General features: G+C 73.0%; 17 protein-coding genes. 9 read left to right on the plus strand and 8 right to left on the minus strand.

Annotated features, from left to right (window positions below):
* The first annotated feature begins 40 nt into the window (after positions 1-40).
* Both CP984_RS36550 and CP984_RS36555 read left to right on the plus strand, forming a co-directional pair.
* Entirely contained in the window at positions 41-679 is a 639-nt protein-coding gene (locus tag CP984_RS36550; RefSeq protein WP_078575207.1) for a helix-turn-helix domain-containing protein, read from the plus strand.
* Positions 676-1,092 carry an RICIN domain-containing protein gene (locus CP984_RS36555; protein WP_078575209.1) on the plus strand — a complete coding sequence of 139 codons (417 nt, stop codon included), beginning with the start codon at positions 676-678 and terminating at the stop codon, positions 1,090-1,092. Before CP984_RS36550 ends, CP984_RS36555 begins: the two co-directional genes overlap by 4 nt.
* A 559-nt stretch (positions 1,093-1,651) precedes the next feature.
* On the opposite strand, the gene CP984_RS36560 is transcribed toward CP984_RS36555, so the two are convergent.
* On the minus strand, positions 1,652-1,972 hold the full coding sequence (locus CP984_RS36560) for a hypothetical protein (RefSeq protein ID WP_129820913.1): 321 nt from the start codon (positions 1,970-1,972) through the stop codon (positions 1,652-1,654).
* Between the two features lie 568 nt (positions 1,973-2,540).
* Here CP984_RS36560 and CP984_RS36565 point away from each other — a divergent pair.
* Positions 2,541-2,897 (plus strand): STAS domain-containing protein, encoded by a 357-nt coding sequence (locus tag CP984_RS36565; RefSeq protein WP_003985258.1) that lies wholly within the window; start codon positions 2,541-2,543, stop codon positions 2,895-2,897.
* Positions 2,898-2,930: 33 nt separating this feature from the next.
* On the opposite strand, the gene CP984_RS36570 is transcribed toward CP984_RS36565, so the two are convergent.
* Entirely contained in the window at positions 2,931-3,338 is a 408-nt protein-coding gene (locus tag CP984_RS36570) for a CoA-binding protein (protein ID WP_003985259.1), read from the minus strand.
* 1,364 nt (positions 3,339-4,702) lie between these two features.
* On the opposite strand from CP984_RS36570, the gene CP984_RS36575 reads away from it, so the two are divergent.
* Positions 4,703-5,323, plus strand: a complete 621-nt coding sequence (locus CP984_RS36575) for a YigZ family protein (RefSeq protein ID WP_003985260.1) — start codon at positions 4,703-4,705, stop codon at positions 5,321-5,323.
* Positions 5,324-5,338: 15 nt separating this feature from the next.
* Here CP984_RS36575 and CP984_RS36580 read toward each other — a convergent pair whose 3' ends face one another.
* From CP984_RS36580 to CP984_RS36595, 4 genes are read right to left on the minus strand one after another with little or no spacing between them, the layout of a single operon-like run.
* Positions 5,339-6,448, minus strand: a complete 1,110-nt coding sequence (locus CP984_RS36580; RefSeq protein WP_003985261.1) for a serine hydrolase domain-containing protein — start codon at positions 6,446-6,448, stop codon at positions 5,339-5,341.
* Complete coding sequence (locus tag CP984_RS36585; RefSeq protein WP_003985262.1) at positions 6,445-7,380, minus strand: DUF6895 family protein; 936 nt, start codon at positions 7,378-7,380, stop codon at positions 6,445-6,447. The genes CP984_RS36580 and CP984_RS36585 overlap by 4 nt, the downstream gene beginning before the upstream one ends.
* Positions 7,377-8,174, minus strand: coding sequence for a hypothetical protein (locus CP984_RS36590; RefSeq protein WP_003985263.1), 798 nt, complete (start codon positions 8,172-8,174; stop codon positions 7,377-7,379). The genes CP984_RS36585 and CP984_RS36590 overlap by 4 nt, the downstream gene beginning before the upstream one ends.
* Positions 8,171-8,359, minus strand: a complete 189-nt coding sequence (locus CP984_RS36595; protein ID WP_003985264.1) for a hypothetical protein — start codon at positions 8,357-8,359, stop codon at positions 8,171-8,173. The genes CP984_RS36590 and CP984_RS36595 overlap by 4 nt, the downstream gene beginning before the upstream one ends.
* Before the next feature lie 250 nt (positions 8,360-8,609).
* On the opposite strand from CP984_RS36595, the gene CP984_RS36600 reads away from it, so the two are divergent.
* Complete coding sequence (locus tag CP984_RS36600) at positions 8,610-9,017, plus strand: RidA family protein (protein WP_003985265.1); 408 nt, start codon at positions 8,610-8,612, stop codon at positions 9,015-9,017.
* Positions 9,018-9,050: 33 nt separating this feature from the next.
* On the opposite strand, the gene CP984_RS36605 is transcribed toward CP984_RS36600, so the two are convergent.
* Both CP984_RS36605 and CP984_RS36610 read right to left on the minus strand, forming a co-directional pair.
* Positions 9,051-9,596: a cysteine hydrolase family protein gene (locus CP984_RS36605; protein WP_003985266.1), complete on the minus strand. Its 546-nt coding sequence runs from the start codon at positions 9,594-9,596 to the stop codon at positions 9,051-9,053.
* A gap of 1 nt (position 9,597) precedes the next feature.
* Positions 9,598-11,076: an aminotransferase class I/II-fold pyridoxal phosphate-dependent enzyme gene (locus CP984_RS36610; protein WP_003985267.1), complete on the minus strand. Its 1,479-nt coding sequence runs from the start codon at positions 11,074-11,076 to the stop codon at positions 9,598-9,600.
* 422 nt (positions 11,077-11,498) lie between these two features.
* Between CP984_RS36610 and fdh the strand changes: the two genes are divergently transcribed.
* The 4 genes from fdh to CP984_RS36630 are packed head-to-tail and all read left to right on the plus strand — an operon-like array spanning position 11,499 to position 17,159.
* Entirely contained in the window at positions 11,499-14,747 is a 3,249-nt protein-coding gene (gene fdh, locus CP984_RS36615; RefSeq protein WP_003985269.1) for a formate dehydrogenase, read from the plus strand.
* Positions 14,744-15,673 (plus strand): 4Fe-4S dicluster domain-containing protein, encoded by a 930-nt coding sequence (locus tag CP984_RS36620; RefSeq protein ID WP_003985271.1) that lies wholly within the window; start codon positions 14,744-14,746, stop codon positions 15,671-15,673. The genes fdh and CP984_RS36620 overlap by 4 nt, the downstream gene beginning before the upstream one ends.
* A complete protein-coding gene (gene nrfD, locus CP984_RS36625) occupies positions 15,670-16,776 on the plus strand; it encodes an NrfD/PsrC family molybdoenzyme membrane anchor subunit (protein WP_078575233.1) in 1,107 nt (368 codons plus the stop codon). Before CP984_RS36620 ends, nrfD begins: the two co-directional genes overlap by 4 nt.
* Complete coding sequence (locus CP984_RS36630) at positions 16,773-17,159, plus strand: hypothetical protein (RefSeq protein WP_003985600.1); 387 nt, start codon at positions 16,773-16,775, stop codon at positions 17,157-17,159. Before nrfD ends, CP984_RS36630 begins: the two co-directional genes overlap by 4 nt.
* Positions 17,160-17,198 lie beyond the last annotated feature (39 nt).

Below are 17,198 nucleotides of genomic sequence, written 5' to 3' on the forward strand. Positions count from 1 at the left end.
CGTATAGCCGCACCGGGCCGGGTGCCCGATCATTCGCGCCATGGACATCAGGGGGAACACGGATCCGGCCGCGGCCCGTGACGTAACGGAGTTTCTCGCCATGCTGCGGGACCTCAAGGAGCGCCGCGGCCTCACCTACCGGCAGCTCGAACAGCGCGCCGCCGAGCAGGGCGAGGTACTGGCGCGCAGCACCCTCGCGGACGTCCTGGGCGGCCGGCGGCTGCCACGCCCGGAAGTCCTGGCCGTCTTCGTACGCGCCTGCGGGGAGGGGGAGCGGCTGACGGCCTGGCTGGAGGCCCGCGAGAACGTGGCGGCACGGGCCCGTAACGCGGTGGGGCCGGCGGGCGAATCCGCGACGGCAACCACCGAAGTGGCGGCGGGTGAACAGGCAACGGCCCCCAGACGCATCGGCCGCCGCACCCCACTCCTCCTCGCGACGGCAGCCGCCCTCGCCGCGGTGGGCATCACGGCCTGGATGCTGGTCTCCAAGGGTTCCCCTGCGGATTCTGCTTCCGGCGCGCCTGGGAAGCACGAAGCCACGACCGGAGCCACCACGCCGGACCAGCGGCAGTCCGGGCGCGGCGGCGACGCGGCAACCGGCGCGAAGGCCGGTGCCCAGCGGGCGGCCCCCGTGGGCTGGATACGGATCCGTCCCGCCGCGGCACCGCTCTCTGCGTGACCGAAGGCCCGGCCCAGGAAGGGCGTTACGACGGCGTGGTGGCCGTACAGCGGCCGTGCGGCGACGTCGCACCGCAGCGCACCAAGCTGGAACCGGCCGGTGCGCACACCTACCGCATCGCCTGGGTGCACCCCGACCCCGCCCGCGGAAAGGGCTGCCTGAAGGCCCTGTCCGGCGGCCCGGCGGACGGACTGCTGGAACCGCGGAACGCCTGCGGCGAGGCGAGCAGCTTCCGCGTCGAGCGAGAACCGTCCGGTACGGGCGGGGAGCACGGCCGGTACGTCTTCCGCGCCGACGGACAGCGGTGCCTGGGCATAAGGGGCTCCCGTACGGCCGCGGGCGCCGAAGTCATGCTCCAGCGCTGCACGGGAGGCGCCGCCCAGAAGTTCCTGATTGACACCGCGTCCCAGTAGAGCCGACCGAGCACTGCTAGCGGACCAGCGGGAGAAAGATCGTGCCGACGATCTCCTCGATCATCTCGGGCCCCGCCGGCCGGAGTCGTCTCGCATGAGCGACCTGGCGGCCGGGGAACCGCCCGTGCGGAGACGCTCGTTGAGCGGCTTCCCCGGCGGTCCTACCCTGTTAGGGCCTGCCGGGTTCCTGGCAGGGTTGTTCCGGCTGTTCGTCCGGCTGTTCGTACGGCCGGGTGGCCGGAGACGCTCGCGCAGGTTGCCGGATCCGCGGTTCCAGCAGCGGACGCACGGATCCGGCCGGTGCCCGCCCATCGCAGCGGGGCACACTCGCAACCCCGGCCACGACGGGCGCGGCACCCGCCCGGGACGTGGAGAGGAGCCGCGTCCCGGGACGCGAGTCCGCCGACCGGCCACGACGCCGCGCCGGCCCTTCCCGCCCTTCACCGGTACCCGTATGCCGCGGCCTTGCACGCGCGGAGCCGGACGGCCGGGCCGGTCACACGGACCAAGCCATCCGAACCACCCCCGCCATGCGGGCTACTCGCCTCATGCACACCCTTCACGTCACCGCTGTCCCATTCGGCGCGTCACCGCCCCGATGGTCCTTGGGCTCCGCCGCCGGGTCCTCCAGCAGGCGCCTGGCCGCCAGCCGCTGGCGCGACAGCATGACGACCAGGGCTTCGGATACGAGGCCGCACGCGGACTGGACTTCACAGGCGGCCGTGAAAGCGCCCCGGAGGTCGTCGACCTCCAGGCAGCTTCGGGCCCGCACGGCGGCTTGTGTCATCAGCGCGGCGTGCTCGGCGGCGACTTCGTCGAGCGGCCGCTCGTTCTCGTCCCCGGGCCCGGTGGCAGGCGAATGGTGGTCCTGCAATGTCATACCGACGGTATGCCCCACGCCTGTTTTCCCTAGACCAGCACTTCGATGAACGGCCACCGACACGGCCGTACCCATCCGGGCGGTCAGCAGCCGATGCCGGTGCCACAGGGATTCCGGGGGGCGACAGTGCACTGATGTGCCCCGCGCGTCGGTGAAGAGCGTGTGCCCGTTGCGGGGTGACGGTGCGAAAGGCGCGCTGCGTGCGACCGATGTCCGGGCCACGCAACGCCTCGGCTCGTACGCTGCCAGTAACACGTGTCAGGCGTGCGGTGTGCCGGGAAGTCTGGTCGGCGTCGGGTGGGCTGTGCCCCGATCAGCGCTCGGAGGATGCCGGTGGATCTTCATCACGCAGACGCGCCATGCGCCGCCGCCGCGCCCCGGGCCCCGCACGCCGACGTCGCCCCCGTACCGCCGAACGGGACGTACGTGGCTCAGCATCACCGCCCCCACCGCCCCCACGGGTACCGCAGCGCACCCTCACGCCCCTCGCCTTCCACCCGGCCCCGGTCCGCGCGGGCACGCCGTGCCGACGTCACTCGCCATTGCCCGGGGAGAAGAGGTGACGCCCATGCGACGGCAGCCGCCGCAGGGCCCTCAGCTGGCCGAACCGTCCGACTCACGCCTGGTCATCGACGTGCAGCGCACCCCCGACGGCAGCACGGCCCTGCTCCTCACCGGTGAGTTCGACGTCCACACCGTCAACAGCCTCAGCGACACCATCGTCACCCTGATCGAGGCCGGCTCCCGCTGTCTGCGACTCGACCTGTCCGGCATCACTTGGTGCGACAACGGCAGCCTCTACACCCTCCTCGGCCTGAAGGAAGCCGTACGCGCCGCCGGCGGATACCTGGCACTGTCCTGGACCAGCTGGCCGGTGGCCCAGGCCATCGCACGCAACCGCCTCTGGCAGTTGCTGCGGCGGTGACGCGGGAGCGCACGGGCCGGGCGCCCGCGCCGCTCAGCCCAGTCGCGGTATTTCGATGGCCGGGCAGCGGTCCATCACCATGTCGAGGCCGGCTTCTCGGGCCTTGGCGTAGGCGGTTTCATCGATGACGCCGAGCTGGAACCAGAGGGCTTTGGCGCCGATGGCCATGGCCTCGTCGGCTACGGCGCCGGCCAGTTCGCTGTTGACGAAGACATCCACGACGTCGACGGGGAAGGGGATGTCGGTCAGGGTCGGGTAGCCCTGTTCGCCGTGGACGGGCTCGGCTTTGGGGTGGACGGGGACGATGCGCTTGCCGTAGCGCTGGAGTACGTCTGCTACGCCGTATGCCGCGCGGTTCCGGTTGGTGGACAACCCCACGACCGCCCACGTGTCGCCGGTTTCCTGGAGAATCCTGCGGATCGTCGCCGGATCGCCGTACACAGCTGCCTCCCGTGGGCGGGGCCGAGGCCCTTCGGATGATGCGGTCGCGTGCAGGCGGCCGTCTGCATCCGACAACGTGTGCGAGGGGTGGAAGATTCCCTTCGGGGCCGGTGCGCCGGTGGATCGGGTGGCGCATGCGGGGGCGGTCACGCTGCCCAGGATGAGGCCCGCGGCGAACAGGGCTGCCGCCAGGGCGGCACGCGCGGCCCGGGGCGAGCGGAGGCTCAATGCGCTGGTCAAGTGGAGGAAGTGGAGGGAATGGAGGGCTGCGGAGGCGGGCCTCTTTCGGGGGGTTGGTGGTGGGGATGTGGAGTAGGCGGTCGAGCGGGTCAGTTGTTGTTGCAGGAAGGGCGGGTCCAGGGCCGGTACGGTCACTGACGCCTTGGTCTTGAGGTAGGAGTCGCCGGGCCACCAGCCCAGCAGCCGGGCGGGCAGCCGTTCACGCAGGCGGGCGTCGAGGTCGGCGACGTCCTCGTACACCGCCCGGCACTTCGGGCAGCGGCGGAAGTGCGCCGCGCCGCCCTCGTCCAGCGGCGCCGCCGCGCTCAGCCCCAGCCGGGCCACCGCCTCGCGGCACTCCTGGCGGTCCAGCCGCTCCAGATACAGGTCGGTACGGGCCTGGCGCAGCATGGACCGGGCCTGGTCGCAGCTGCCCGGCAGCAGCCGCCGGGGCACGCCGCTGATCAGTGCCGTCGCCTCCGGGCCGTCCCGCTCCACGACCAGGTGCCACAGCAGGCACCGCGCGGCGGAGGGCAGTCGCCGGAACGCGTCGGCCAGCTGGTCGTCCTCGCCGATGGGCCAGGCCGCGCCCGCCGCCGTCCAGGCGCGGAAACCGGGCGATAGGGCCCCGGCGGCCCGGTACGAGCGGGCGATCGCCCCGGTCCGTACGTGGTCCAGCAGTTCCCGCCGCGGGGAGTCGTCGTCGCGCGTTACGACGGACACGGTGGGCGACACGAGCTGCTGGAGCAGCTGGTCGAAGGTGTAGCCGGTCAGCTCCTGGGCGTCCAGGGACGCGGGCATACAGGCGGCGGCATAGGCGTACACGGCCGCGTAGTGCCGGTGGTACAGCTCCCGGAAGTGCCCCACCCGGCCTCCGCGTACCGCGCGTATCAGAGCGGCGTCGGGCAGGTCGTGGCGCGGTGGCCGCGGGCCAAGGAGGTCGGGCACGGAGAACACCCCTCGTTTCCGGTGACGGGCCGCCCGGGGCCGCCGGGGACGCTCGCCGCTCGTACGGGCGCGGCCGGCCGCCGGGCACAGGGGCACGATGGTGCCCCGTCCGTACCGGCGGACCGCGGAATCTGTCCGGACGGGACAAGAAAAGACGCCGTTCACCGGCCGCTCCCCGCGCCGCATAGGGTGGCCGGATGCAGGAGCAGTACCGGACTCTCGCGCGCGAGGGTGTTCACGAGATCGAGATCAACAAGTCCCGCTTCATCTGCTCGCTCGCCCCGGTGGCGACCGAGACCGAGGCCCAGGACTTCATCGCGCGCGTCCGCAGGGAGCACCCCACCGCGCGGCACAACTGCTTCGCGTACGTCCTCGGGGCCGACGGCGGGGTGCAGAAAGCCAGCGACGACGGTGAGCCGGGCGGTACCGCGGGGGTGCCGATGCTCCAGATGCTGGTGCGCCGTGAGGTCCGGTACGTCGTCGCGGTCGTCACCCGCTACTTCGGCGGCATCAAGCTGGGCGCCGGCGGCCTGATCCGCGCGTACGGGGGTGTGGTCGGCGAGGCCCTGGACGCGCTGGGCACGGTGACCCGGCAGCGCTTCCGGCTGGTCACCGTCACGGTCGACCACCAGCGCGCGGGGCGGGTGGAGAACGATCTGCGGACCACGGGGCGCGCGGTGCGCGAGGTGACGTACGGGGCCGACGTACGGATCGAGGTCGGGCTGCCGGAATCCGACCTGGACGCGTTTCGCGCCTGGCTGGCGGATACGACGGCGGGCACGGCCGGGCTGGAGATGGGCGGGGAGGCGTACGGGTGAGCGCGTCCCCGGGCCTCACCCCCCGACCCGCTCCCTGACCAGCCCCGACAACGTCTCGTACGCCTGCTGCACCAGCGTGTTGCCGGGGCCGGACGCGCAGTTGGCCAGGGCGACCAGTGCGGTGTCGTGGCGGATGCTGAAGCCCACGAACGCCGTGCAGCCGCGGGTGCCGCCCGAGTGGTGGTAGAGCCCGGAGCCGTCGGCGCGTGGGCGGATGTTCCAGATCAGGGCGAGCCGCGATGTGCTGCGCGGCAGGACGAGCCGGGGGCGTACGACGTCCTCCAGAGCGGTGCGCAGCGGAGCCGATGGTACGCCGGTGACGGCCGCGGTTCCCGGGCTGATCAGGGCCTCGGCGAAGGTGAGCAGGTCCTGCGCGCTGGAGCGGACGGCGCCCGCGCCGGGGAGGCCCGGGATGGCGAACGGCGGCCGGGGGTGGTGGTGCCAGTAGCCGGTGACCTGGGTGGAGCCGGGGGGCGGGCCGGGCGTGGCGCTGGTGTCGTGCAGGCCGAGGGGCCGCAGGACGCGGGCCGCGAGCAGGTCCTCGTACGGGACGCCGCCGTCCGCGCCGCACAGGGCGTGCCCCAGGACGCCGGCGCCGAAGTTGGAGTAGTGCACCCGGTCGCCCGGCCGGGACCGCAGCCGGGTACGGGCCAGGGCGCGCAGCACGTCGGCGCGGCCGAAGCCGGCGTACGGGTTGGCCATGAGCCGGCCGAGGGCGGAGCGCAGCAGGCCCGGGGGCAGCCGGGGCAGGCCCGAGGTGTGGGTGGCCAGGTGGGTGAGGGTGATCTCCGTACCGCGAACGGGGACCGAGGTGCCGGGCGGCAGGTGGCGGGCGGCCGGGTCGTGGTGGCCCACGTCGCCGCGGGCCGCCAGCTCGGCGAAGAGCAGCGCGGTGAACGTCTTGGTGAGCGAGCCGACTTCGAAGCGGGTGGACGGCTCGACCGGCACCCCGCCCCCGAACGCGGTGCTGCCCCGGACGGCGAACGACCGCTGCCCGCGCCGGTACAGGCCGACGGCGACGGCGCTCGCGCCCGGGGCCGCGGACAGCAGCGCCTCGGGCAGGTCCCGTGCCGGAGGTGGCCCCCAGGCGAAGGGGACCGTCGCGACGGCCGGTGTCCCGGTCATGAGCCGGGCTGCTTCGGGGCGTCCAGGGCGCGTACGAGGGCCAGGGTTCCGGCGATCGCCGCCACGACGGTGGGGTGCTGGTGGGCCTCGTAACGCTGCGCCGGGTCGCCGTCCACGGGCTGGTCGTCGCGCGGCACCAGGCCGTCGTCGTGCTGGATGGCCGCCAGCCGCCGCCAGTCGTCGTCCTCGGCCCACGGCTCGGGCAGGCAGGCGCCGACGATCATCAGCTCGGCCGTCAGGTCCCACTGCCCGGCCTCCGCCCAGATGTCGGTCCAGACCGGCAGCCACTGGGTGAGGTACTCCGCGAGATCCGCCGGCAGGCCGCCGGGCAGCCGCCCCCAGTCGGTGAGGTGGAAGACGGTGTGGGTGACGGAGTAGCCGGTCAGCCAGTCGATGTGCCAGGGCTCGGGCGTGGCGCCGAGCCAGGTCGCCCGGGTCAGCCCGCCCCAGTCGTGGGCACCCGGCCCCTCGTCGAGCCCGACGACCCGCGCGGCGTTGGCCACTGCGAGCCGCCGGTTGGGCACATGCTCCACGGCGTGCGTCGCACGCAGCGCGACGTGGTGCGCGAGCAGCCGTTCCAACTGCGGGTACCGGTAGCCGCCGCGGGCGAAGTGGGCGTAGGTCTCCATCGGATCGGTGGTGAGCGGGTGGCGCAGCAGCCGCTCGTACAGCAGCGCACCGCGGTCCAGCTGGTCCCAGCAGAAGTCCAGGAGTTCGCGCGCGAGCCCGAGGTCCGTGGTCCCGGCGACGCCGCTGCGCAGGACCAGCGAGGCGGCGAGCGCCGTCTCGCAAAGGGACTTGTACACGTCCCCGTCGTCCGTGAGCTCGTCACGCGACACGTCGTACAGCGCCCCGTACTCGCGGTTGGTGTGCAGCCACGCCAAGGCCCGGGAGCTGATGTCGTGTGCGGTGTGTGCCGGGGCGGGGCTCATATGGCCTCCAGGCCGAGTAGCCGGCGGGCGATTGCTGTGTCCAGTGCGGTGCGTTCACCGCCGCCGACCAGACCGACGTACTCGGTCAGCAGCGCGGGGTCCAGTGGCAGTCGGGCTCCGTCGGCGTGCAGCCAGGCCAGCCAGCGGGTGATGCGTGCGGCGGTGGGGAAGTCGCGGCGCAATGTGGCGCGGGTGGCGCCGCGTGCCAGTCCCAGGACGCCGGACCGGGCGGCGGCGTGCACTGGGCCGTCCAGTCCGGGCAGGGCCAGTGAGGCCAACTGCCCCATGCGTATGGACCAGGGCACCCAGCCTTCCACCGACTCGCCGGAGGCAGGCGAGATCGGCAGGCGGCGGGGTGCCGAGTCGTCGCACCGCGGAGGGCCCTGGGGGGTGGGGGCCGGTACCGCGGGGGAGTCGTCAGGGGCGAGACGGGAGAGCGTGGTGGCGAGTCCCCAGTCCACCCAGGCGACGGTCCACGCCTGCTCGGGGCCTTCGGGCGGCGCGGGAGGCGGCGGATCGGCGGGCGGCAGGGCGCCGAGGGCCAGGCCGATGGCGGCCGTCTCGCCCTCGGTCGGGGGGAGGCCGGTCAGGACGTACGGGGCGAGGATGTCCGCCCCGAGAATGCGTACCGCCCCCAGCGCCACCGCCGGATCGCCCTCGGGCTCCGACGCCGCGGCCTCGACGTGGGGCGCGGCCACGGCGGCGCCCCCGGCACCCTGAAGGGCGTCGAGGGCGCGGCGGGCCAGGCGGTCCGCCGATTCGCTGTAGGCGGTGCGTGCGCGCTCCGAGATCACCGGCGCTTCGTTTCCTTGGGCTCCTTGGGCGAGATCAGCAGCCCGAGCAGCAGGACGCCCCATGCGGCGCCTTCCGGAGCGGGCAGTGGCGCGTCACTCAACGGCGCTTCGGGCTGGGCCGTGACCCATCCCAGTGCTTCCCTGTCGAGCGCGAGGCCGGTGGTCCGAACGGTCTGGGCAAGCATCATTTCGCTCCCTCGAAGAGATGTCATCACCGTTGTCCGGTGATGCCCCGATGCCTTCTCCAACGTACTCCTGAATCGACATATCGACCATTCGGGGTAAAGGGGGAGAAAGGGGTGCTCAGCTGCTGGGTCACCAACAGGTGCCCCAGTCACCGAAAAGTTCGTTCTTCCATGTCAGCGGCCACTCTCCTACGGTTCCCTGGTAACCGCAGGAGACCGGGCGAACCCGGTCCGGTGACGAGGAGGCAGCATGGCCGTCACACTGGTGAACCCCCAGGGGTTGCCGGAAATCCCCGCCTACCGGCAGGTGTCGATCGCTTCCGGATCGAGGCTGGTCTTCACCGCGGGGCAGGTCGCGTGGGACGCCGACGGGGCCACGGTCGGCGAGGGCGACCTCGCCGCGCAGGTCGAGCAGTGCTACCTCAACGTCGGTACGGCCCTGGCCGAGGCCGGCGCCACCTTCGGCGATGTGGTGAAGATGTCCGTGTACGTCGTGGACTGGACCCCGGACAAGCTGCCCCTGTTCATGGAGGGCGTCGCCCGCGCGTCCGCGAAGATGGGCGTCACGCCGGTGCCGCCGTCCACGCTGCTGGGCGTCGCGGCGCTGCACATACCCGAGCACCTGGTCGAGGTGGAGGCCACCGCGGTCATCGACTGAACGGGCAGGTCCCAGCGCGACGCTGACGCGCCGTCAGTCGAAGAGATCGTCCGCCGCCGACTCCGTCACGCGCGCGCCCATGTTCCGCTCCATCATCCGCAAGGCCGCGTCGGCGAGGTCGGGGTGGATGTGGGCCACCGCGTCGCGCGGGACGGTCACGTCCAGGTGGCGGATGTGCGCGTCGAGGGCCGAGTACAGCACGCACTGCTCGGTGACCTGGCCGCACAGCACTATCCGCCGGATGCCGTGCTGGCCGAGCAGGTACTCCAGGGGTGTCTCGTAGAAGATCGAGTGGCGGGCCTTGACCACGAACAGCGAGGAGTCGTCGGGGCGGAGCGGCTCCACCAGGTCGGCGTGCGGGCCGTCCAGCGCGGTACGCAGGATCTCGTCGTGGTGCGAGCGCCACCGGCCGAAGTTGTCGTTGACGTAGATGACCTCGACGTCCGAGGTGTCGGCGCGGGCGCGCTCCAGGGCGCGCAGCATGCCGGGCAGCGTCTCGCGGACCGACGGCAGCAGCCGCTCGGCGTCCTCGTGCTCATAGGTGTTGATCATGTCGATGACGATGAGCGCCGTACGCATGTCAGCCGTTCCCCTCGACGAGCACCCGGATGGTCTTCAGCTCGGGATCGGCCGCGTCCGGCACGTTCATCCCGGCCCGTACCCCGCTCGTCAGATAGCGCACCACCGGCGCGTCGAGCCGTTCGCCCGGCAGGGCCGCCGGGATGCCCGGGGGATAGGGCGTCAGCATCTCCGCCACGATCCGGCCGGCCGCCGCGCTCGCCGGTACGTCCTCGGTCTCGCCGAAGTACGCGTCGCGCGGCAGGCACACCTGCTCCAGCCGCAGTTCGCCCGGCGACGGCACCGCCACCTCGGGTGCCGGGCGCAGCTCCGCCGCGTGCCGCGACAGGTCGCGCAGCGCGTCGAGCAGCACCGTGGTGGTCGATGTGTCGTCCGCGTGGGTGAGCTGGGCGCTGATCCGGCGGTGGTCGGCGAGATGGGCGTCCACGGCGCGGTGTTCGCGCAGCCAGTCGGCGGCCCGGTAGCCGCTCGTGCCCAGCCCGCTGACGTCGATCACCACGGGCAGCGGGTCGAAGTCGTGGGCCAGGCCGGGGCCGCAGAAGTCGGTCCGGTCGTTGACGTGCAGCCCGTCGATGGCCTCGATGTCGGCGCGTACCCGGGCGGCCAGGTCCAGGGCCCGGCCCATCAGGTCACGGCCCCGCAGGGCCATCTGCCGCCGCCAGCCGTCCAGCCCGGCGTACAGCAGCACCGAAGGGCTGGTGGTGCCGAACAGGTCCGCCCGTGACTTCAGAACCGTCGGCTGGATCAGGTCGCCCCGCAGGTGGAACACCGAGCCCTGCTCCAGCCCGCTGCCCATCTTGTGGATGCTGGTCACACAGACATCGGCGCCCGCGTCCATCGCCCAGGACGGCAGGTCGGGGTGGAAGGGCAGGTGCGCGCCCCACGCCTCGTCCACGATCAGTGGGCGCCCGCGCCGGTGGCACACCTCCGCCAGGGCGCGCAGGTCCGCGCAGGCGCCGTACGGGGTCGGGCTGGTCACCAGCGCCCCGCGCGCGTCCGGATGCTCCGCGAAGGCCCGCTCGAACGCCTCGGCCGACGGGGGATGGGCGATCCGGCGCTCCGCGTCCCACTGCGGGTCCACCCAGATCGGCTTCATGCCGGACAGGATCAGCCCCGACACCACGGACTTGTGCGCGTCCCGGCCGACCAGCAGCTTCTCGTGCGGCCCCGCCACCGACAGCATCGCCGCCTTGACCGACAGGGAGCTGCCGCAGGTGGAGAAAAAGGTGTGCGACGCGTGCACCGCGTCCGCCATCAGCGCCTCGGCCCGCTCCAGCACCTCGGCCCGGCCCAGCCGGTCGTCCAGCCCGCCGGAGGCCAGCAGATCGCCGTGGAACACCGCATCACCGAGCACCTCGCGCACCATCGGGTCGGCGCCGCGGGCCTGCTTGTGCCCCGGTGGCGTGAAGGAGACCTCGCCCGCCTTCCGGTAGCGGGCCAGCGCTTCCAGAACCGGGGCCTGCGTGTGATCGACAGCCATGCGGCAGGGGTTCCCCGGGCCCGGACGGGTCAATCACCCGCACCGTTCGATGGCGCCGTGCCGCGCCCGGGGCACGGGCTTTCACCCGCACGGCACTCGTACGGCATCTGGACGGCACTCGTGCGGCACCCGCACGGCACTTGCATGGCACCCGTACGGCATCGGCCGGGCGCGTCCCGGTGCCCACACCGGGCGCCCGCCGGCCCCGCCCGGCGCCGGTGGATCTTTCCCCCTCCGGGCGGGTTTTCCCAGCCCGGCGCGGGGAACCCGCCCCCGCGCCGCCGGTCCGGAACCGGTGGCACCGGCCCGCCGCGGCAGTGCGCCGCCTGCCGCCCCCGCTCGCAGCGGGGGCTTCGGCGGGCGAGCCTTTTGGAGAGGCACCCGCCGCCTCGGCGGACCGCAGACGCGCTGGAGGAGAAGCGATGGGCGTGCGCAAACGGGTTCGCGACTGGCCCGTGTACCGGCAGCTGACCGGGGGCGACCCGCTGGGCCGCGGCCGCGCCGCGATGTCGCCGTACACCGAGGGGCTGCGCCCGCGCACCGGCACCGCCGACCGGATGGTGCGCTCGGTCTGCCCGTACTGCGCGGTCGGCTGCGGCCAGCAGGTGTACGTCAAGGACGAGAAGGTCGTGCAGATCGAGGGCGATCCCGACTCGCCCGTCAGCCGCGGCCGGCTCTGCCCCAAGGGCTCGGCGACCCTCCAGCTCACCACCGGCTCCTCGCGCCGCCACCAGGTGCTCTACCGGCGCCCGTACGGCACGGACTGGGAGCCGCTGGACCTGGAGACGGCCATGGACATGGTCGCCGACCGGGTCATCGAGACGCGTCGCCGTACCTGGGAGTGGGAGTCCGCCGAAGGGCTCCGCACGGCGCGCACGATGGGCATCGCCAGCCTGGGCGGCGCCACCCTCGACAACGAGGAGAACTACCTCATCAAGAAGCTGCTGACCGGCCTCGGCGTGGTCCAGGTGGAGAACCAGGCCCGGGTCTGCCACAGCTCCACCGTCGCCGGGCTCGGCACGTCCTTCGGGCGCGGCGGCGCGACCACCTTCATGCAGGACCTCCAGCACGCGGACTGCATCGTCATCCAAGGCTCGAACTTCGCCGAGGCGCACCCGGTCGGCTTCCAGTGGGTCATGGAGGCGAAGGCCCGCGGCGCCCGCGTGATCCACGTCGATCCGCGCTACACCCGCACGAGTGCCCTGGCCGACCTGCACGTCCCGATCCGGGCGGGCAGCGACATCGCCTTTCTCGGCGGGATCATCAACCACGTCCTGACCAAGGAGAAGGACTTCCGCGAGTACGTCCTGCACTACACCAACGCCGCCACCCTGGTCGGCGAGGACTTCAAGGACACCGAGGACCTGGACGGCGTCTTCTCCGGCCTGGAGGAGGTCGAGCACCACTACGACCCGATGAGCTGGCAGTACGAGGGTGTGGACGTGCAGGCGCCGGCCGGTGAGGTGGACGAGCAGTACGAGGCGCGCGTCAAGGAGGCCGGCGGCTCCGAGACGCACGGCTCCGGCGGCGCCCCCACCGGCTCCCGGCCGCCCCGCGACGAGACGCTGCGGCACCCGCGCTGCGTCTACCAGATCCTCAAGCGCCACTACGCCCGCTACACCCCGGAGATGGTCGAGCGGATCTGCGGCGTGCCGCGGGAGACGTTCCTGCGGGTGTGCGAGGCCCTGACCGCCAACTCCGGCCCGGACCGCACCAGCGCCTTCTGCTACGCGGTGGGCTGGACCCAGCACTCGGTCGGCGCGCAGTACATCCGCGCCGCCAGCGTGCTGCAACTGCTCCTCGGCAACATCGGCCGCCCCGGCGGCGGCATCCAGGCCCTGCGCGGCCACGCCTCCATCCAGGGCTCCAGCGACATCCCCACCCTCTTCAACCTGCTGCCCGGCTATCTGCCGATGCCGCACGCGCACGCCCACGAGGACCTGGACACCTTCGTGAACGCGAGCCGCACCGAGAAGGGCTTCTGGGGCGACATGCGCGCCTACTTCGTCAGCCTCCTCAAGTCGTACTACGGCGACGCGGCCACCGCCGACAACGACTACTGCTTCGACCATCTGCCACGGCTGACCGGCGCGCATTCCACGTACGAGACCGTCATGGCGCAGCTGGACGGCACCTGCAAGGGCTACTTCCTGATGGGGGAGAACCCCGCCGTCGGCTCCGCCAACACCCGCCTCCAGCGCCTGGGCATGGCCAACCTGGAGTGGCTGGTGGTCCGGGACTTCTCGCTGATCGAGTCGGCGACCTGGTGGCAGGACGGCCCGGAGATCGAGACCGGCGAGCTGCGGACCGAGGACATCGGCACCGAGGTGTTCTTCTTCCCGGCCGCCGCGCACACCGAGAAGTCCGGGTCCTTCACCAACACCAACCGCTGGGTGCAATGGCACCACGCGGCGGTCGAGCCGGAGGGCGAGGCGCGCAGCGACCTGTGGTTCATGTACCACCTCGGCCGGCGCATCAAGGCGAAGCTGGCCGGCTCCACCGATCCCATGGACCGGCCCGTACAGGACCTGACCTGGGACTATCCGACCGAGGGGCCGCTGGAGGAGCCGGTCGCCGACGCCGTGCTCGCCGAGATCAACGGACGCGGCCCGGACGGCGCCCCGCTGACCGCGTACACCGAGCTGAAGGACGACGGCTCGACACGATGCGGCTGCTGGATCTACTGCGGCGTCTACGCGAACGGCGTCAACCAGGCGGCCCGCAAGAAGCCGCACACCGAACAGGACTGGGTGGCCGCCGAATGGGCCTGGGCCTGGCCCGCCAACCGCCGCATCCTCTACAACCGCGCGTCGGCGGCCCCGGACGGCACGCCGTGGAGCGAGCGCAAGGCGTACGTGTGGTGGGACCCGGACGAAGGCAAGTGGACCGGCCACGACATCCCGGACTTCGTGCCCGACCGCGCGCCCGATTACGTGCCGCCAAAGGACGCGAGCGGCCCCGACGCCCTGCGCGGCGACGACCCGTTCATCATGCAGGCGGACGGCAAGGGCTGGCTGTACGCGCCCGCGGGCCTGGTGGACGGGCCGCTGCCCACCCATTACGAGCCGCAGGACTCCCCGTTCGGCAACGCGCTCTACCCGTCCACGCCGCGCTCGCCCGTCCGCCGTATCCACCCCCGGGAAGGCAACCGCTACCACCCCAGCGGCGACGAACCGGGCGCCGACGTCTACCCGTACGTCGTCACCACCCACCGCCTCACCGAGCACTTCACCGCGGGCGGCATGAGCCGCTGGTCGCCCTACCTCGCCGAACTCCAGCCGGAGTTCTTCTGCGAGGTCTCCCCGCAGCTCGCCGCCGAACGCGGCCTGGAGCACCTGGGCTGGGCCACCATCGTCACGGCGCGAAACGCCATCGAGGCCCGCGTCATGGTGACTGAACGGATCAAGTCGCTGACCGTGCAGGGCCGTACGGTCCACCAGATCGGCCTGCCGTTCCACTGGGGTCCCAACGGCGTGGTGACCGGCGACGCCGCCAACGAGCTGGTCGCCATCGCGCTCGACCCCAACGCCCACATCCAGGAGGACAAGGCGCTGACCGCGGACATCCGGCCGGGCCGCCGGCCGCGCGGCCCCGACCTGCCGCGGCTGGTCGCGGCCTACCGCGAGCGCGCCGGCATCGACGAGAGCACCGGGACGGAGGCCCGCGCATGACCGACCACCTGCTCAGCGGCGTGGAACCGGACCCCGCGGGGGACGCGGGCCATCTCGACGCGCCGCCCCGCACGGGCTTCTTCACCGACACCTCGGTGTGCATCGGCTGCAAGGCGTGCGAGGTCGCCTGCAAGGAGTGGAACGCCATCCCCGAGGACGGGCTGTCCCTGACCGGGATGAGCTACGACAACACACAGGGGCTCGGGGCCTCGACCTGGCGGCACGTGGCTTTCATCGAACAGTCGCCGCCGACCGCCGAGGGGCGTACGGAACTGCCGCTGGCCGACGCGCCGGAGACCGGTTCGGACGGCCAGGGCGGTGATCTGCGCTGGCTGATGGCTTCCGACGTGTGCAAGCACTGCACCCACGCGGCCTGCCTGGACGTCTGCCCGACCGGTTCGCTCTTCCGTACCGAGTTCGGCACCGTCGTGGTCCAGGAGGACATCTGCAACGGCTGCGGCTACTGCGTCCCCGCCTGCCCGTACGGCGTCATCGAGCAGCGCCCGTCCGACGGCCGCGCCTTCAAGTGCACGATGTGCTACGACCGGCTCGGCGCCGGACAGGAACCCGCCTGCGCCAAGGCGTGCCCGACCGAATCCATCCAGTTCGGGCCGCTGGACGAACTCCGCGAACGGGCCGCGCTCCGCGTCGACCAGCTGCACGCGGCCGGTGTCACCGACGCGCGGCTGTACGGGCACGAGCCCACCGACGGCGTCGGCGGCGACGGCGCGTTCTTCCTGCTCCTCGACGAACCCGAGGTCTACGGGCTGCCGCCGGACCCGGTGGTCACCACCCGCGATCTGCCCGCGATGTGGAAGCACGCGGGCGGCGCGGCGCTCTCGCTGCTCGGCGGCGCTGCGCTGTCGTTCGCGGTGCCCGCGCTGAAGCACCTGGCCAGGAACACCGGACGGAAGGGATGGCGATGACCGGCTCCGATGTCACCCGCGAGGGCCCGGAGGGCGAGCGCCCCGGCCGGGAGGCCGCGCCGGAGATACTGCGCGGCGGGCCCGACGGGGGGAAGCCGGGCCGGGGCGCCGGGCAGCGGGGGCGGCGGCGCGGCAAGGGCAGGCGCGGTGGCCGGGGCGAGCAGCTGATGGCGCCGCCGGCCGAGTTCCAGTCGTACTACGGCAGGCCGGTGATCAAGGCACCCGCCTGGCGCGCCCGCGACATCGCCGGGTACTTCTTCCTCGGCGGCCTGGCCGGTGCCGGATCGGTGCTGGCCGCCGGCGCCCACGCGACGGGCCGCACCACCACCGCGACCGCGATGAAGATCTCCTCCCTGGCGGCGGTCTCCCTGTCCACCGCCGCCCTCGTCAACGACCTCGGCAGACCGGACCGCTTCGCGAACATGCTGCGGGTGCTCAAGCCGACCTCGCCGATGAGCGTCGGCTCCTGGCTGCTGGCCGCCTACGGGCCCGCCGCGGGCGCCGCGGCGGCCTGCGCGGTCACCGGCTGGCTGCCCCGGGCGGGCGCCGCGGCGACCGGCGCCGCTGCGCTCCTCGGCCCGGCCGTCGCCACCTACACCGCGGTCCTCGCGGCGGACACCGCCGTACCCGCCTGGCACGGCGCCCACCGCGAACTGCCGTATCTGTTCGCCGCGTCGGCGACGGCCGCGGCCTCCGGAATGGCGCTCGTCGTCGGGCCCGTACGGGAGACCGCGCCCGCCCGCTGCGCCGCGGTCCTGGCCGCGGTGGCCGACAGCGCCGTGCACCAGGCCGCCGAGGAACGGCTCGGCATGGTCGCGGAGACCTACCGCACCGGCCGGGCCGGAAAGCTGCTGCGTACGGCGCGTGCCCTCACGGCGCTCGGCGCGGCGGGCGGCGCGCTCTTCGGAGGCCGCGCCCGCCCCCTGGCCGCCGCGAGCGGCCTCGCCCTGCTCGCCGGTTCCGCGTGCACCCGCTTCGGGATCTTCGCGGCCGGCATCGCCTCCGCCGAGGACCCGAAGTACACCGTCGTACCCCAACGGGCGGCCAAGGAAGCCCGCCGCACCACCCCAGCGCCCAGCGTGGAGAGGACACAGCCCACATGACCCGCACACCCCACAACGACGAACCCGCGCAGGTCGTGCTCAGCGCGCAGTCCCCGGCGGACGCCGAAGCCGTGCTCGGCACGCTGCGCAGCTGCTTCGCCTCCGACCGCGCCGACGGTGACACCCCGCACGACGAGCCCAGCCAGCCCGGTCACCCGACGGTCTGGACGGAGAACTTCGAGACCTCGGAGGTGCGGGGCGATGTCCGCGAGGGCAGCCGGCCGGCCGCCGCCGTCACCGTGAACCTCCAGGGCAGCCCGCTGGCCGTGGACCGGCTGCGGGACGTGCTGACGCGTGCCTTCGCCGTCCGTACGGAGGGCACGGTGTCGGGTGACCAGGAGGTCGAACTCCAGCTGGTGCTGGAGAGCCCGGACAACGGCTGACGCTCCCCGATACGCCCCGATACGCCACTGGTGCCGCGG

The organism is Streptomyces rimosus (assembly GCF_008704655.1).
In the GTDB taxonomy this organism is placed as follows: domain Bacteria; phylum Actinomycetota; class Actinomycetes; order Streptomycetales; family Streptomycetaceae; genus Streptomyces; species Streptomyces rimosus.

Bases quoted from the DNA above. Each gene is read 5' to 3' on its own strand.
- CP984_RS36550 (WP_078575207.1), top strand. From the start codon at position 41: ATGGACATCAGGGGGAACACGGATCCGGCCGCGGCCCGTGACGTAACG.
- CP984_RS36560 (WP_129820913.1), bottom strand. From the start codon at position 1,972: ATGACATTGCAGGACCACCATTCGCCTGCCACCGGGCCCGGGGACGAG.
- CP984_RS36565 (WP_003985258.1), top strand. From the start codon at position 2,541: ATGCGACGGCAGCCGCCGCAGGGCCCTCAGCTGGCCGAACCGTCCGAC.
- CP984_RS36575 (WP_003985260.1), top strand. From the start codon at position 4,703: ATGCAGGAGCAGTACCGGACTCTCGCGCGCGAGGGTGTTCACGAGATC.
- CP984_RS36580 (WP_003985261.1), bottom strand. From the start codon at position 6,448: ATGACCGGGACACCGGCCGTCGCGACGGTCCCCTTCGCCTGGGGGCCA.
- CP984_RS36585 (WP_003985262.1), bottom strand. From the start codon at position 7,380: ATGAGCCCCGCCCCGGCACACACCGCACACGACATCAGCTCCCGGGCC.
- CP984_RS36595 (WP_003985264.1), bottom strand. From the start codon at position 8,359: ATGCTTGCCCAGACCGTTCGGACCACCGGCCTCGCGCTCGACAGGGAA.
- CP984_RS36600 (WP_003985265.1), top strand. From the start codon at position 8,610: ATGGCCGTCACACTGGTGAACCCCCAGGGGTTGCCGGAAATCCCCGCC.
- CP984_RS36605 (WP_003985266.1), bottom strand. From the start codon at position 9,596: ATGCGTACGGCGCTCATCGTCATCGACATGATCAACACCTATGAGCAC.
- CP984_RS36610 (WP_003985267.1), bottom strand. From the start codon at position 11,076: ATGGCTGTCGATCACACGCAGGCCCCGGTTCTGGAAGCGCTGGCCCGC.
- fdh (WP_003985269.1), top strand. From the start codon at position 11,499: ATGGGCGTGCGCAAACGGGTTCGCGACTGGCCCGTGTACCGGCAGCTG.
- CP984_RS36620 (WP_003985271.1), top strand. From the start codon at position 14,744: ATGACCGACCACCTGCTCAGCGGCGTGGAACCGGACCCCGCGGGGGAC.
- nrfD (WP_078575233.1), top strand. From the start codon at position 15,670: ATGACCGGCTCCGATGTCACCCGCGAGGGCCCGGAGGGCGAGCGCCCC.
- CP984_RS36630 (WP_003985600.1), top strand. From the start codon at position 16,773: ATGACCCGCACACCCCACAACGACGAACCCGCGCAGGTCGTGCTCAGC.